The following is a 13,340-nucleotide window of genomic DNA, read 5'->3' on the forward strand; positions in this document are numbered from 1 at the left end:
AGCGGAGGCGAAAGCCTCCGCTTTTTTTATGCTGAATCGCGGTGTCGAAGGCGCATACACGCCGGCCAGGCTCATCCTCATGGTGAGGAGGCGCGCTTGCGCGCCGTCTCGAACCATGAGGCCCAGGTGCAGCGGCCACGTCCCTTCGAGACGCGGCCTGACGGCCGCTCCTCAGGACGAGGGGAAGCGCATCTCATGCCGCGACGTCGCGTGCCCGCCCTACCCCGCCAGCACGCTGTCGATCAGCGCCGCCTCGGCATCGTCAGCCGCCAGCGGATCGCGCGGCAGCAGGCGGTGGGTGAGGACGAGGCGCGCCAGCGCGAGGCGATGGGGCGCCTTGAGCGTCGCCGCTTCATGGGCAAGACCGATCGCCGTGGTGATGTGGTAGAGCGCGGATGCCGCCTGACGCGCCTGCGGCTCGGCCTTGCGCGCGGCGACGTCAGCTGCGAAGGCGCAGACCCGATCGAGCTGGCCGGCGAACAGTGCCTGTGTCGGCGCATCGAGCACCGCTGCTTTCAGCAGTGCATCAAGATGCGCCTGTAGCGCCGGCAGCGCATCATCGCGGGCGATGGCGCGCGGCACGTCGAGCGCGACGATGTTGGAGGTGCCTTCCCAGATCGAGCCGAGATGGGAGTCGCGCAGCAGCCGCGCGTCCGGCCACTCCTCGATGTAGCCGCAGCCGCCGCGCACCTCCATGGCATCGCCGGTGACCTTGCGGGCGTCGCGGCAGGCGCGGAACTTGATCAGCGGCGTCATGATGCGCGCGAGCTTGGCGCCCTCCGCCTCGCCGCGGTTGGCGCGATCGAGCGCGTCCGCGGTCAGGAACATCATGGTGCGCGCCTGCTCGCTCCACACCAGCATCTTGGCGAGCTGGCGGCGCATCAGCGGCAGCTCGATCAGCCGCCTGCCGAATGCCTGGCGGCGGCGGGCGATGAACAGCGCCTCCGTGGTCGCGCGCCGCATCAGGCCGGCGGCGCGCACGCCATTGGACAGCCGCGAGTTGTTGACCATGTCGGCCATCTGGTGGAAGCCGCGGCCGCGCTCGCCGACGAGGTAGGCTTCCGCGCCCTCGAGGCGGATCTCGCCGCTCGCCATCGAGCGGGTGCCGAGCTTGTCCTTGAGGCGCAGGATCCGATAAGCGTTCGGCGTGCCGTCGCCCCTGATCTTGGGCAGCAGGAACAGCGAGATGCCTTTCAGGCCCGGCGCATCCTCGCTGCGCGCCAGCACCATCGCCAGATCGGCATCGGCATTGGAGCAGAACCATTTATCGCCGGTGAGCTGCCAGGTGCCGTCGGCCTGCAGCACGGCGCGCGTCGCGGTGGCGGCGACGTCGGAGCCCGCCCCCTGCTCTGTCATGAACATCGCGCCCTGGGTCAGCTCGTCGAAGTCGAGCGTGGTCAGCCGCTCGATGAAGCGACCGACGAGGTTGGGATCGCCGTAGCGCTTCAGCGTCCGCGTCAGCGAGTCGGTCATGCTGACGGGACACATCAGGCCGAACTCGGCCTGCACGAACAGATAGGTCAGCGCGTACTTGGCGGCCGGCGGCATCGGCTCCGACCAGCCCAGCGCGCCACGATGCGACACCGCGGCAAGCCCGAGCTCGGAGAACGCCAGCTTCTCCATCTCCACATACGCCGGATGCTTTTCCACCACGTTGCAGTCCTCACCGGTGCGGCGGCGGACGCTGAGTGTCGGCGGATTGCGGTCGGCGACGCCGGCGAGCTCATCGAGCCGGCCGCCGGCAAGGCCGCCGAGGTGGTCGAAGGTTGGTGCCAGATGCTTGAACAGCGTGGCCGGCAGATAATGGGCGAACAGCGCCGCGGCATCACGGTCGGCGCGGTAGAGGTTGAGACCGCGCGAGTCAGGGATCGGGCCAGCGAGATCGAGATCGGCCTTCATGGCGAAGCCTCCGGGCATGGACATAGGCGCCATGGTCGCGCCTTCGATTGATAGCGTCCAATATTAATTTCCGTGTTATCAATACAGCTGGAATATCAATCGCCGGGAGCCGGACCATGGACCTCCGCCAGCTGCGCTACTTCGCCGTGCTCGCCGAGGAAAAGCATTTCGGCCGCGCGGCGCAGCGCCTGTCGCTGTCCCAGCCGCCGCTCAGCACCGCCATCCGCCAGCTCGAGGCCGAGATCGGCGCAAAACTGTTCGAGCGCACCAGCCGCCATGTCAGCCTGACCGCGGCGGGCCTCGCGCTGCAGCGCGAGGCCCAGGTGCTGCTGCGCCGCGCCGAAGAGGCCCGCGCGCTGGTGAAGGCGGTGGCCGAAGGTCACGGCGGGCGGCTGCGGGTCGGCTTTGCCGGCTCGATGCTGTACCGCGGCCTGCCCGCCCTGCTCGACGACATGCGCCGCGCCGCACCGGACATCGAGCTGACGCTGCAGGAGCTGAACTCCACCGAACAGGTCGACGCGCTGCGGCACGACGAGATCGACCTCGGCTTCATCCACGGCCGCGGCACGCCGGACGGCCTCGCTGGCTTCCGCTATCATGCCGAGCCGTTCGTCGCCTGCGTGCCGAGCAGCCATGCCTGTGCGCGATCGCGCATGCTGCGCCTGACGCGGCTGCAGCACGAGGACTTCGTGTTGTTCTCGCAGCGCGTGTCGCCGGATTATTTCCAGTCAGTCATCGCCACCTGTCTCGCCGCCGGCTTCATGCCCCGCGTGCGCTACGAGGTACGGCACTGGCTGAGCGTGGTGTCGTTCGTCGCCAACGGGCTCGGTGTCGCGCTGGTGCCGCGGACACTCGCGACATCGCATCTCGCGGGCGCCGCGTTCGTGCCGATCGAACGCTCCAACATCATGTCGGAGACCTGGTGCGTGTGGAAAGCCGGCGAGCAGCGCCCGGCGCTCGACAAGCTCATCCATGTCGCACAGACGCAGTCGCGCGCAATCGACCGGGCGAGGCGGCGGCAGCGATCGGCAACGGTGGCTGCCAGCCGACGAAACGATGACAATTCCGTGATTGACTCGTTTTGATGCAGTCCATGCCGCCCGCCCGGGCGTTTGATGTCATGGAACCGAAGGGCAACGACCGGTCTTGCCGGGTCGACCGGCGGTGGCATCCCGCGCAGCGCCATTGGCACGATTGATGCTTCGCTCTTCGACCAAGGAGGTGATGTGATGCGCACAGTCATTTTCTTGGCCCTGACCCTCGGGCTTTTGACGCCAGGGAGCGCGACCGCCCATGACGCGGACGGCCGGCCGAACTGGATTGCGGAGGGGGCCTACAAGGGAAAGGACGGTGTCCACTGCTGCGGTCCGACCGACTGCGAGCTGCTGGATTCCCGTGACGTACAGGTGCGGCCCGACGGCATCTGGCTCGCCCGCTTCAAGGAGCTGGTGCCGTTCGACCAGGCAACGCCGAGCGAAGACGGCAAGATCTGGCGCTGTCATTCGCTCAGCGGCGAGCGGCGCTGCTTCTTCATGGGTTACGGTACCATGTAGCGCAGCTGCGCAGGCCGCATGACGGCTCAGTAGCCGAGCGCCATGCCATCCTTGCGATGGTCGCTGGCGCCGAGCAGCACGCCGCGCGCGTGATCGATGTAGATCGCCTGGCAGCCGCCGAGCGGAGCATCGACCCATTGCAGCCTGTGGCCACGCTCCGCGAGATCGTCCCCCACGGCACGGGCGATGGTCGGCTCGAGCTGCAGCACACCGTCGATGGCGAACGAGCGCGGCGCGTCGGACGCCGACTGGATGTCCATCCCCAGATCGAACACATTGGACAGGAACTGGGCGTGGCCGGTGGCCTGATAGTGGCCGCCCATCACACCGAACGGCATCACCGCGCGGCCGTCCCTGACCACCATGCCGGGAATGATGGTGTGCATCGGCCGCTTGCGCGGCGCCAGCGCATTGGGATGCGCCGCGTCGAGACGAAAGCCCCAGCCGCGGTTGTGCAGCAGCACGCCGGACTGCGGCGCATAGATGGCGCTGCCGAAGGCGGCGAACAGCGAATTGATGAACGACACCGCGTTGAGGTCGCGGTCGACCACGCTGATGTAGACGGTGTCGCGATGGACGACCTCGTCCCAGTCGACCGCGGCGGAAGCGCGGGCCGGCGAGATGGCGCGGCGCAGGCGGCCGATCGTGGCATCGCCAGTGAAATGCGCCGCGTCCAGCGGCCCGAATGCCGGATCGCAGAAATAGGCATCGCGGGCGCGGTAGGCCGCCTTGGTCGCCTCCGCCAGCAGATGCACCCGGTCGGCCTCACCGAGGGATGCCAGTTCGTCGCCATCGAGCATGCGCAGGATCATCAGCGCCGCCAGCCCCTGTCCGTTCGGCGGGCACTCGTAGACGTCATGGCCGCGATAGCGTGCGGTGATCGGCGCCACCGCCTCGCCGCGATGGGCGGCGAAGTCCGCGGCCGTGTGGCAGCCGCCGAGCTGCTGCAGCACAGCGGTGAGTTCACCCGCGACCTCGCCTTCGTAGAACGCCGCCCGGCCTTCGCGCGCGATGCGCCGCAACGTCCGGCCGAGCGCCGGCTGGCTGCGCCGCTCGCCAACCTCCGGTGTCCGTCCCGCGGGCAGGAATTGAGCTGCCGCGGCGGCATTGCCCTGAAGCTTGGCGCGGAAGCGCTGCCAGTCGAAGGCGACGCGCGGCGTGATGCGAAAGCCATTCTCGGCCGCGTCGATCGCCGGCTGCAGGATGCGCTCGAGCGGCAGCGCGCCATGGGCGGCATGGAGATGACACCAGGCATCGACCGCGCCGGGCACCGTGACCGCGTCGGCCGACGTCGGCGCGATCTGGGTCAGCCCGGCGTGCTGGAGCCGCGCGAGATCGGTGGCGGCGGGTGTCCGCCCCGACCCGTTATAGGCCACCGGCACGCCGCCGCTGCGGGCATAGAGCACGAAGCAGTCGCCGCCGATGCCGGTCATCGCCGGCTCGACCACGCATTGCACGGCGACCGCGGCGATCGCGGCATCCATGGCATTGCCGCCGGCCTGCAGGACGGCGAGCGCCGCCTGGGTCGCCTGCGGATGCGAGGTCGCGGCCATGCCGCGGTCGCCGACCGCCAGCGACCGGCCCGGAGTCATGAAATCACGCATGGCGTCTCCCGTCTGCTGGCCGCGCTCAGAGCATCGGCAAATGGCGTGGCGCCGGACCACGAGGAAAGGCAGCATCGAGGGCGGCGATGTCATCGGCGCTGAGCACAAGCCGCAGCGCGCCGGCATTGTCGGCGGCATGGGCGGCGGAGGCGGCTTTCGGGATCGGAAACACCGCGGGCCGCCGCGCCAGGAACGCCAGCGCCACCTGGCGCGCCGTCGCCTGATGGCGCACGGCCACCGCCGCCAGCGCCTTGCCGCCGGCGGAGCGGGCGTGCGGGAAGTCGTTGTGGCCGAACGGCGAATACGCCACCACGGCGACACCATGGCGCTCGCACCACGGCATCACGCCATGCTCGATCGCCCGCTCGTTGAGATGATAGAGCACCTGGTTGCAGGCGATGCGGCCGGGACCTGCGACCGCCAGCAGTTCATCGAGATCCTCGACATCGAAATTGCTGACGCCCCAGGAGCGGATCTTGCCGGCGGCGACCAGGTGCTCCAGCGCCGCGACGGTATCTTCCAGCGGATGGTTGCCGCGCCAGTGCAGCAGGTAGCAATCCAGCCGGTCGGTCTTCAGCCGCGCCAGCGAGCGTTCGCAGGCGGTGACGGTGCCGCGCCGCGAGGCATTGCTCGGTAGCACCTTCGACACCAGGAAGCAGTCGTCGCGCCGCCCGGCGATGGCCTCGGCCACCACCAGCTCGGCATCGCCATACATCTCTGCCGTGTCGATGTGGCTGATGCCGAGGTCGAGCCCGCGCTGCAGGCTCTCGATCGCCGCCTTGCGGTCACCGTGATCGATGTACCAGGTGCCTTGCCCGATGATCGAAACGGGATGGCCCGCGGGGCCAAACGGCCGCAGCGTCGAGGAAACCGTCGAGGCAGTCATGGGCATTCACGCGAAGGCATCACCGAGGGGCCGTGGAGGCCACATTCCCTGCGGATCGGGAAGACTGTAGGCGGGACCGCCCCACCTTAAGTCCCGCGCGATGCCTCCGCAATCGTCCGCCGACGCGAGAACGGCTACCCGGCGCCGACGAGCAGGCCGTGGGCCCGCCGGACATTGTCCAGGAATTGGCCGACGCTGTGCCGCCAAGTGAAGCCGAGGGCGTGATTGCGACACTTGTCCCCGGGAATGTCGAGCGCCTGCAGGGCGGCGCGCCGCAGGTCGGGGTCGAGGCAGCCGCAGCCGGACTCGCCGAGCACGTCGAGCGGCCCCATCACCGGGAACGCCGCCACCGGCAGGCCACTGGCGAGCGCCTCGAGCAGGACGATGCCGAAGGTATCCGTGCGGCTCGGGAACACGAACACGTCGGCGGCGGCATAGACCTCCGCCAGTGCCTCGCCGGTGCGCTGACCGAGGAAATGCACGTCCGGAAACTGCGCCGGCAGGCGGTCGCGCAGCGGCCCATCGCCCACCACCACCTTCGAGCCCGGCAGGTCGAGGCCGAGAAACGCCTCGACGTTCTTCTCCACAGCCAGCCGCCCGACAAACAGGAACACCGGACGCGGAAAGCGCCGGGAGGGCCGCGGCCGGGGCCGGAACAGCTCGGCATCGACACCGCGCGACCACGGCATCAGCTTGGCAAAGCCGTGCGCCGCGAGATCGCGCGCCAGCGACGGCGAACCCACCATGGTGCCATCGCCGCTGTTGTGAAAGCGGCGCAGCGCCGCGTAGCTCAGCGCCAGCGGCACCGGCAGCCTTGCCGCGAGATATTCGGGAAAGCGGGTGTGATAGCTGGTGGTGAAGGCGTGGCCGTCCTTGCGGCAGACATGCCGCGCCACCCAGCCGATCGGGCCTTCGGTGGCGATGTGCACGGCGTCGGCGCGCGAAGCGGCGATGGCACGGCGCACCGCGTCCGGCCGCGGCCACGCCAGACGGATCTCGCGATAGCCAGGCAACGGCAGCGTCGGAAAATCGTCGGGCGTGAGGAAATGCACCGCGGCGCCGAATGCCGGCGCTTCGCGGGCGAGGTGCTCGAGCGAGCGCACCACGCCATTGACCTGCGGCCGCCAGGCATCGGTGACGACCAGGATGCGCATCACGCCGCCTTCGCCAGCGGCTCGGCCGCCGCCGCCGCGGCATGCTGATGCTGCGGCCGTGGCCAGTGGACGATCTCGAACCGCCCGTCGGCATGCTCGACGACCGCCGAGCAGGATTCCACCCAGTCGCCGGTGTTGATGTAACGCACGCCGAAGCTGTCGTGCATGACCGGATGGTGGATGTGGCCGCAGATCACACCCTGCACATCATGGCGCCGGGCCGCCGCACACAGTTCCTGCTCGAAATGGCCGATATGGCTGACCGCCTTCTTCACGCTCGCCTTGGCCCAGGCCGAGAACGACCAGTAGGGCAGCCCGCAGCGCGCACGGATCCGGTTGAGGCCGGCGTTCAGCACCAGCGCGGTGCGGTAGGCCCAGTCGCCGACCAGCGCCAGCCAGCGGGCGCGGCGCATCACGACATCGAACTGATCACCATGGATCACCAGATAATCGCGCCCGTCGGCGCCGTGATGGATGGCATGATCGACGAGTGCGATGCTGCCGAACATCGTACCGGCATGGGCGCGCAGGAAATCGTCGTGGTTGCCCGGCAGATACACCAGCCGGACCCCACGGCGCGCCTGGTCCAGCAGTTCCTGCACCACGTCCTGATGGGCCTGCGGCCAGTAGCAGTCAGCATTGAGGCGCCAGCCGTCGAGCATGTCGCCGACCATGAACACGGTCTCGGCATCGTAGCGGCGCAGGCACGCCAGCAGCAGCTCCGCCTGGCTGCCGCGGGTGCCGAGATGGGCGTCAGAGACAAACAGGGTCCGGACACGCACGGTCTCCCGAGGCGGTGGCGACATGTCAGGGGCCGGGGGCGGCGCGGCGGCCTCACGCAGCAATGTCGCCATCACGCTCGCAAGGCCCGCCATCGCCTGGGAGGCGTCGCGGGCGACGGTCTTGCGCACGGTGGCACGCTGCCAGCCGATCCCGGCCGCGAACGCCAGCAGCGCCAGCGCCGCGCCCCAGTAGCGCCCGGCCACCATCGTGCTGGCGAGCTGATGGCCGGAGAGCAGGATCGCCGCCACCACCACGGCACCGGGCACAGCGGAACGCGACAACGACAGCTTCATGTCCACCTCCACATCAGCTTCCAGCTCTGCTTCCACAAGTCCGCTTCAAGTCGGCATGCACCGTCAGCCGCGATCCGCCACCAGCGCGCGGCGCTGCATGACGCGCGACCGGCACACGCGCACCACGACGAGAATCAACGTTTCGGCGGCAATCAGCGCGATGGCCGTCCAGAAGCCGACCACAGTGACATCATGACCACTGCTGCGCAGCATGTAGCCGAGGCTGAGAAACGGCATGTTCCAGATCAGCGCGCCGAGCGCCGTTGCAACGGTGAAAGCCAGCAGATCGAGCCGCAGCACGCCTGCCGGCAGGGCGAGATAGACCCGCGCCACCGGCACGGTCTGGCCGAACAGCGTCACCCAGAAATGGTTGTTGCGATAGGCATCGGTGAGCCGCTGATAGAGCTCGGGCCGCAGAAACACATATTTGCCGAAGCGCGCGACCAGCCGGGCGACGCGCGCGCCGCCCACGGCGCGGCCAAAGCCATACCAGGCGAGCGCGCCGCCGACCGAGCCGGCGACCGTGACGATGACGAGCAGCGCCAGCGCGGTGCCGTCCATCGCCGTCGTGCCGAGCAGCATCAGCAGCACATAGGACGGCACGATCGGCACGAATTTTTCGGCGAAGGCCAGTGCGCCGACTCCGGCGAGGCCGAAACCGAGCCATGTCGAGAACAGTGCCGCGGCGTCCATCACAGCCTCGCTGTCATGTGGCCGCCGGCTGCCGCCGTGCGATGCGATAGACCGACGCCGGCGGCACATTGCGCATGGTCTGCCCGATGCGCACCGCCTCGAGATCGAGCGCGCGCAGGATCGCGTCCGGCACCGGGCAGCGCGGCCCGTAGGTAATCTGGTAGAACGCGCCGCCCGGACGCAGATAGTGAAACGCGCCGCTCATGATCGCCGTGACCTTGCGCGGCGGCATGGTCAGAAGTCCGAGGCCACTGACCACGGCGCCGACCGTTCCCGGTTCGAACAGCTGATACTTCTCGATCCATGACGCATCCATCCAGAGGATGCGCGCCTGCGGAAACCGCTCCAGCAGCAGCCGCACGAAATCCGAGCCGTACTCGATCAGCGTCAGGTCCTGCTCGCGCACGCCGCGTTCGAGCAGCGCATAGGTGAAGGGGCCGGTGCCCGGGCCAAGCTCGAGCACCCGACCGGTCTGTGCATCGATCTCCTGCGTCATCAACGCAGCCACCGCGGGCCCCGATGGCGCAACCGCGGCGACGCGGATGGGATTGCGGACCCAGGCGGACAGGAACGGCAAAACGTCGGCGAATTGCATTGCGATCATTCCATGCTACGTGAACGCTGCGCCGGCCAGCGAGGGGCTGGCCGGCCGGCGCGCGTCTTCCACCGATCCGCATCCGCTGCGCTGAACAGAGCCTTTACGCTGAACAGCGCCTTGGCGGCATCGAGCGCCGGAGTTCGACTCACCCGATCGATCGGCATGCGCCGTATCCCATGGCTGGATTGCGCTAATCTGTCGTGATGCGGCGTGCTTCGGGAATGAAAGGTGCCGCCCGGCGGGACGGCTGCCGCAAGGTTGCCTTAATGCGGTGCCGATAAATGCGGCGCGCACATTCGGGCGCGGGGACCGAAAGACAACATCGATGCGAATTCTCTTGGTGGAGGACCAGCCGGAAATGGCCTCCGCGTTGCGTGTCGCCCTGACGCGCCACGACATGGTGATCGACCACGCACTCAACCTGTCCGAGGCCGAGATCTTCGCCGCCGACGGTAATCATGATGCCGTGGTGCTGGATCGCCGGCTGCCGGACGGCGACGGCCTGTCGCTCGTGCCCAAGCTGCGTGCGAACGGCAACGCCGTACCGGTGCTGGTGCTGACCGCACGCGCCGATCTCGCCGACCGCATCGCCGGCCTTGACAAGGGCGCGGATGACTATCTTGCCAAGCCGTTCGCACTCGAGGAGCTGCTGGCACGGCTGCGGGCGCTGCTGCGCCGCCCCGTCAACATGCGCTCCGATGTCGTCCGTGTCGGCCGCCTCGCGTTCGACCTCACCCATCGCGAGGCCAACGTCGATGGCAACGCCCTCGAGCTGCCGCGGCGCGAGCTGCTGGTGCTGGAGACGTTGGTGCGCAGGATGGGCCGCATGGTGCAGCGCGGCTCGCTGATGGAGGCGGTGTTCGGCCTCGACGACGACGTCCAGCCCAATGCGCTCGACACCCACATCTCGCGCCTGCGTCGCAAGCTGACGGACTCCGGCGCCGGCGTCACCATCAACGGCGTGCGCGGCGTCGGCTATCTGCTGCGTGAGACACCGTGAGCGTGCTGCGGCCGCGCTCGCTGAAATGGCGCCTGGTCGGGCGCCTGGTGGCGATGCAGACCGTGATGCTGACGTTGCTGGTGATGCTGATCCTGCCGGTCACCGCGGTGCTGTGGCGCAGCGGCCTGCTCGACAGCTATGAGGGCAGCACCCTCGATATCCTGAAAGACGCGATCGCCCGCGACGCTTCCGGCCGGCTGGTGGTGCACACCACGCCGGATCTCGCGACCCTCAAGGCCGAGGTCTCGGACCTGTGGTTCGTGGCGCGCGACGCGCAGGGACAGCAGATCTCGGAAGGCACGGTGCCGCCCGACTTCGAGCCGATCGCCCGCGCGCTCGACCATGTCAGCGACGCCCGTCTCGGCTTCGGCGAGGGCTTGCCGCCGGCCGGTGTCGTGAAGTGGGTGGAGACCGAAGCCGGCAAGGTGCAGATCCTCACCGGCACGCGCGGGCGCATGTCGGTGCGCAAGATCTTCTCGGTGACGCAGCTGCTGTTCCTCAACGTCATCCTGCCGCTGGTGGCGCTGATGGCGCTGGCGACGCTGGTGGCGACACCACTGGTGGTGCGCCGCGCCATCACCGGCCTGCGCCAGACCGCCGCGCAGGCCGAGCACATCGATATCGACCGGCGTGGCCTGCAGCTGCCGCTCGACACCGTGCCCGCCGAGATCGTGCCGCTGGTGCGGGCGATCAACGGCGCGCTGACGCGGCTCGACAAGGGTTATGAACGGCACCGGCGCTTCCTCAGCGATGCCGCCCACGAGCTGCGCACGCCGATCGCCATTCTGTCCACCCGCGTGTCGTCGCTGCCGCCCGGCCCCGAAAAGGCGCGGCTGCTCGAGGACGCCACGCGGCTGACGGTGATGACCGGCCAGCTGCTCGACCTGCAGCGCCTCGACCAGAAGGCCGACGCGTTCGGCCCGGTCGACCTTGTCGCGCTGTCGCAACGCGTGGTGCTGGATCTCGCGCCGCTCGCCTTCAACGCCGGCTACGAGATGGCGTTCGAGCCGCAGACTGACGCGGTGATGGTCAAGGGCGACCAGATGTCGATCGAGCGCGCGCTGACCAACCTCGTGCAGAACGCCATTGACCATGGCGGCCGCCGCGGCACCATCGCCATCATTGTGACCACCGCTGGCCGGATCGAGGTGTCCGACGAGGGCGACGGCATCCCCCCCGAGGAGCGCGACCACATCTTCGAACCGTTCTATCGCCTGCAGGAGGGCGGCCAGGGCGCGGGCCTCGGCCTCGACCTGGTGCAGAAGATCATGCACCTGCACGGCGGCCGCATCGAGGCCGACGCCAGCCGCTCCGGCGGCGCCTGCCTGCGGCTGATCTTCCCGGCCGTCGAGGCTGCCGGCCCGGCGCCTGCGGCGCAGGTCGCCACCGCATAACGGCTCCGCATGGGTCGTCTCAGGCGCCTTGTCTGACTGCGCGCTGCCGCTGTTCGCGGCGCTCGCGATCGTCGGCCTGCCGCCACCGCAGATCATGCGCCCCGCCCGCCCCAGCAGCATCAGGAGGAGACGGTGCGGCCGGAGCGGTGAAGACAACGCTGAGGATTGCTGATCGACTTTCGATGATGCTATTGAATGCGAGACGCGTCAGAATTCGCGAGCTGTGCATTTCATGGCCATCAACACATCCCGCTCCCCATAATGGCCACTACCACTCTTCAGCGCTCCAGCGAGGATATTTGAAGCTCGCCCTCCTTCCTTGTGACCGGCGCACACTCAGCCGTCGCGAAGCCCCACTCGAATACCTCTTCTCAGAATCTGCCTAACCGACCTTCCTTCTTCTTTTCGATTGCACCGCTCTGGAGTGAGCTTCATGAAGCGATATTTTGCCCTCGCGACCCTGGCACTTGGTTTTCTTGGCGGCGCGCCGGCTCTGGCGCAGACGCCCGCCAAGATGACGTTGACAGGCGTCCCGCCACGGCAAGACGCGATTTTCCTGTCCGGCAACGCCTGGTCCGTCTTCGCCAGTGGAACGATCGACAAGGATGCAGCCGCGCGGCTGAGCGCCTACATCAAGTCGAACGACATTCCCCAGGGATCTCAGATCTTTCTCAACGCGACCGACGGCGATACGCCTGCAGCCATTGCGCTCGGCAAGGTCATTCGTGATAACGACCTCTCCACTTATGTCGGGACACAAAAGGCTGCCGGCAAGCGAAATTCAGCGCCCGGACAGTGCCTCGATGCCTGCGCTCTTGCTTTCATGGGGGGTAAATTCCGGTACGCACCCGACAAGTCGCGCTACGGTTTCCGCCGCGCCATTGCTCAGGATCCTACCGTCGCCCGGTATCTCCAGGAGATGGAGATCAACAGCGGAGCCCTGAGCATCCCCGGTTCGGCCAGCGACCCGAACTTCATTGAACCGACATTGGCTCAGCTGAATCAATTCGACGTCACAAACAACGGCAAGACCCGCACCACCTGGACCGTGCACACGCTCAAGGCCGACAGCCCTGGAGATGTCGACGTCACCTATCTCAAGGGACAGCGCGACACGACGCAGGGCATCAACAAATTCATCCTCCAGTGCATCAAGAAAAAGCTGCAGCTCCTCGTCATCTTCGACCCGCAGGGCCGTGAGGATGAATACATGGCCTACAACGTCGACTACCTCTTCATCGACGGCAAGAAGACGCAAATTGACAAGTCCCGCCTGAACCGCCAGGTCGTCAACGGCTGGATCAATGCGGGCTACCGATTGACGGATGCACAGATTGCGGCCATCGCCCAGGCGAAGACGCTCGGCGTGGTGAGTCTGCCGACGCCTCAAGCCGGAATGTTCGCGGGCTTCGATTCCCTTCCGGTCGACAGTCCGGACACCATCGGCAACTTCGTGCAATCCTGCAAAGGCTGACGGCGCGCG

12 protein-coding genes are annotated in these 13,340 nt (G+C 68.0%); 5 read left to right on the top strand and 7 right to left on the bottom strand.

The features are described from left to right. Positions 1-219: 219 nt before the first annotated feature. The gene (locus AB4Z37_RS06710; protein ID WP_441515923.1) at positions 220-1,899 is read right to left on the bottom strand and encodes an acyl-CoA dehydrogenase family protein; all 1,680 of its coding nucleotides are present in this window, start codon (positions 1,897-1,899) and stop codon (positions 220-222) included. 116 nt (positions 1,900-2,015) lie between these two features. On the opposite strand from AB4Z37_RS06710, the gene AB4Z37_RS06715 reads away from it, so the two are divergent. Together AB4Z37_RS06715 and AB4Z37_RS06720 are read left to right on the top strand one after the other, a co-directional pair. After that, positions 2,016-2,984: a LysR substrate-binding domain-containing protein gene (locus tag AB4Z37_RS06715; protein ID WP_441515924.1), complete on the top strand. Its 969-nt coding sequence runs from the start codon at positions 2,016-2,018 to the stop codon at positions 2,982-2,984. Between the two features lie 144 nt (positions 2,985-3,128). Beyond that, positions 3,129-3,452 carry a hypothetical protein gene (locus AB4Z37_RS06720; RefSeq protein ID WP_441515925.1) on the top strand — a complete coding sequence of 108 codons (324 nt, stop codon included), beginning with the start codon at positions 3,129-3,131 and terminating at the stop codon, positions 3,450-3,452. Positions 3,453-3,478: 26 nt separating this feature from the next. On the opposite strand, the gene AB4Z37_RS06725 is transcribed toward AB4Z37_RS06720, so the two are convergent. From AB4Z37_RS06725 to AB4Z37_RS06750, 6 genes are all read right to left on the bottom strand, one after another. Further along, the gene (locus AB4Z37_RS06725; RefSeq protein WP_441515926.1) at positions 3,479-5,056 is read right to left on the bottom strand and encodes a gamma-glutamyltransferase family protein; all 1,578 of its coding nucleotides are present in this window, start codon (positions 5,054-5,056) and stop codon (positions 3,479-3,481) included. Positions 5,057-5,081: 25 nt separating this feature from the next. Then, on the bottom strand, positions 5,082-5,942 hold the full coding sequence (locus tag AB4Z37_RS06730) for an aldo/keto reductase (RefSeq protein ID WP_441515927.1): 861 nt from the start codon (positions 5,940-5,942) through the stop codon (positions 5,082-5,084). Positions 5,943-6,076: 134 nt separating this feature from the next. Continuing rightward, a complete protein-coding gene (locus AB4Z37_RS06735) occupies positions 6,077-7,096 on the bottom strand; it encodes a glycosyltransferase family 4 protein (protein ID WP_441515928.1) in 1,020 nt (339 codons plus the stop codon). Beyond that, positions 7,096-7,902, bottom strand: coding sequence for a UDP-2,3-diacylglucosamine diphosphatase (locus AB4Z37_RS06740; RefSeq protein WP_441516142.1), 807 nt, complete (start codon positions 7,900-7,902; stop codon positions 7,096-7,098). Before AB4Z37_RS06740 ends, AB4Z37_RS06735 begins: the two co-directional genes overlap by 1 nt. Before the next feature lie 333 nt (positions 7,903-8,235). Then, positions 8,236-8,865: a DedA family protein gene (locus tag AB4Z37_RS06745; protein ID WP_441515929.1), complete on the bottom strand. Its 630-nt coding sequence runs from the start codon at positions 8,863-8,865 to the stop codon at positions 8,236-8,238. Between the two features lie 13 nt (positions 8,866-8,878). After that, positions 8,879-9,460, bottom strand: coding sequence for a class I SAM-dependent methyltransferase (locus AB4Z37_RS06750; RefSeq protein ID WP_441515930.1), 582 nt, complete (start codon positions 9,458-9,460; stop codon positions 8,879-8,881). Positions 9,461-9,788: 328 nt separating this feature from the next. Here AB4Z37_RS06750 and AB4Z37_RS06755 point away from each other — a divergent pair, with 328 nt between their 5' ends. The 3 genes from AB4Z37_RS06755 to AB4Z37_RS06765 all read left to right on the top strand — a co-directional run bounded on the left by AB4Z37_RS06755 (position 9,789) and on the right by AB4Z37_RS06765 (position 13,331). Continuing rightward, positions 9,789-10,463 carry a response regulator transcription factor gene (locus tag AB4Z37_RS06755; RefSeq protein WP_441515931.1) on the top strand — a complete coding sequence of 225 codons (675 nt, stop codon included), beginning with the start codon at positions 9,789-9,791 and terminating at the stop codon, positions 10,461-10,463. A gap of 5 nt (positions 10,464-10,468) precedes the next feature. Continuing rightward, positions 10,469-11,857 (top strand): sensor histidine kinase, encoded by a 1,389-nt coding sequence (locus AB4Z37_RS06760; protein WP_441516143.1) that lies wholly within the window; start codon positions 10,469-10,471, stop codon positions 11,855-11,857. A gap of 433 nt (positions 11,858-12,290) precedes the next feature. Further along, on the top strand, positions 12,291-13,331 hold the full coding sequence (locus tag AB4Z37_RS06765; protein ID WP_441515932.1) for a hypothetical protein: 1,041 nt from the start codon (positions 12,291-12,293) through the stop codon (positions 13,329-13,331). Positions 13,332-13,340 lie beyond the last annotated feature (9 nt).

The organism is Bradyrhizobium sp. 2TAF24 (assembly GCF_052115025.1).
Taxonomy (GTDB): domain Bacteria; phylum Pseudomonadota; class Alphaproteobacteria; order Rhizobiales; family Xanthobacteraceae; genus Bradyrhizobium_A.

What these genes read in the sequence shown, in the direction of transcription:
- AB4Z37_RS06710 (WP_441515923.1), bottom strand. Translation starts at nt 1,899, where the DNA reads ATGAAGGCCGATCTCGATCTCGCTGGCCCGATCCCTGACTCGCGCGGT.
- AB4Z37_RS06715 (WP_441515924.1), top strand. Translation starts at nt 2,016, where the DNA reads ATGGACCTCCGCCAGCTGCGCTACTTCGCCGTGCTCGCCGAGGAAAAG.
- AB4Z37_RS06720 (WP_441515925.1), top strand. Translation starts at nt 3,129, where the DNA reads ATGCGCACAGTCATTTTCTTGGCCCTGACCCTCGGGCTTTTGACGCCA.
- AB4Z37_RS06725 (WP_441515926.1), bottom strand. Translation starts at nt 5,056, where the DNA reads ATGCGTGATTTCATGACTCCGGGCCGGTCGCTGGCGGTCGGCGACCGC.
- AB4Z37_RS06730 (WP_441515927.1), bottom strand. Translation starts at nt 5,942, where the DNA reads ATGACTGCCTCGACGGTTTCCTCGACGCTGCGGCCGTTTGGCCCCGCG.
- AB4Z37_RS06735 (WP_441515928.1), bottom strand. Translation starts at nt 7,096, where the DNA reads ATGCGCATCCTGGTCGTCACCGATGCCTGGCGGCCGCAGGTCAATGGC.
- AB4Z37_RS06740 (WP_441516142.1), bottom strand. Translation starts at nt 7,902, where the DNA reads ATGTCGCCACCGCCTCGGGAGACCGTGCGTGTCCGGACCCTGTTTGTC.
- AB4Z37_RS06745 (WP_441515929.1), bottom strand. Translation starts at nt 8,865, where the DNA reads ATGGACGCCGCGGCACTGTTCTCGACATGGCTCGGTTTCGGCCTCGCC.
- AB4Z37_RS06750 (WP_441515930.1), bottom strand. Translation starts at nt 9,460, where the DNA reads ATGCAATTCGCCGACGTTTTGCCGTTCCTGTCCGCCTGGGTCCGCAAT.
- AB4Z37_RS06755 (WP_441515931.1), top strand. Translation starts at nt 9,789, where the DNA reads ATGCGAATTCTCTTGGTGGAGGACCAGCCGGAAATGGCCTCCGCGTTG.
- AB4Z37_RS06765 (WP_441515932.1), top strand. Translation starts at nt 12,291, where the DNA reads ATGAAGCGATATTTTGCCCTCGCGACCCTGGCACTTGGTTTTCTTGGC.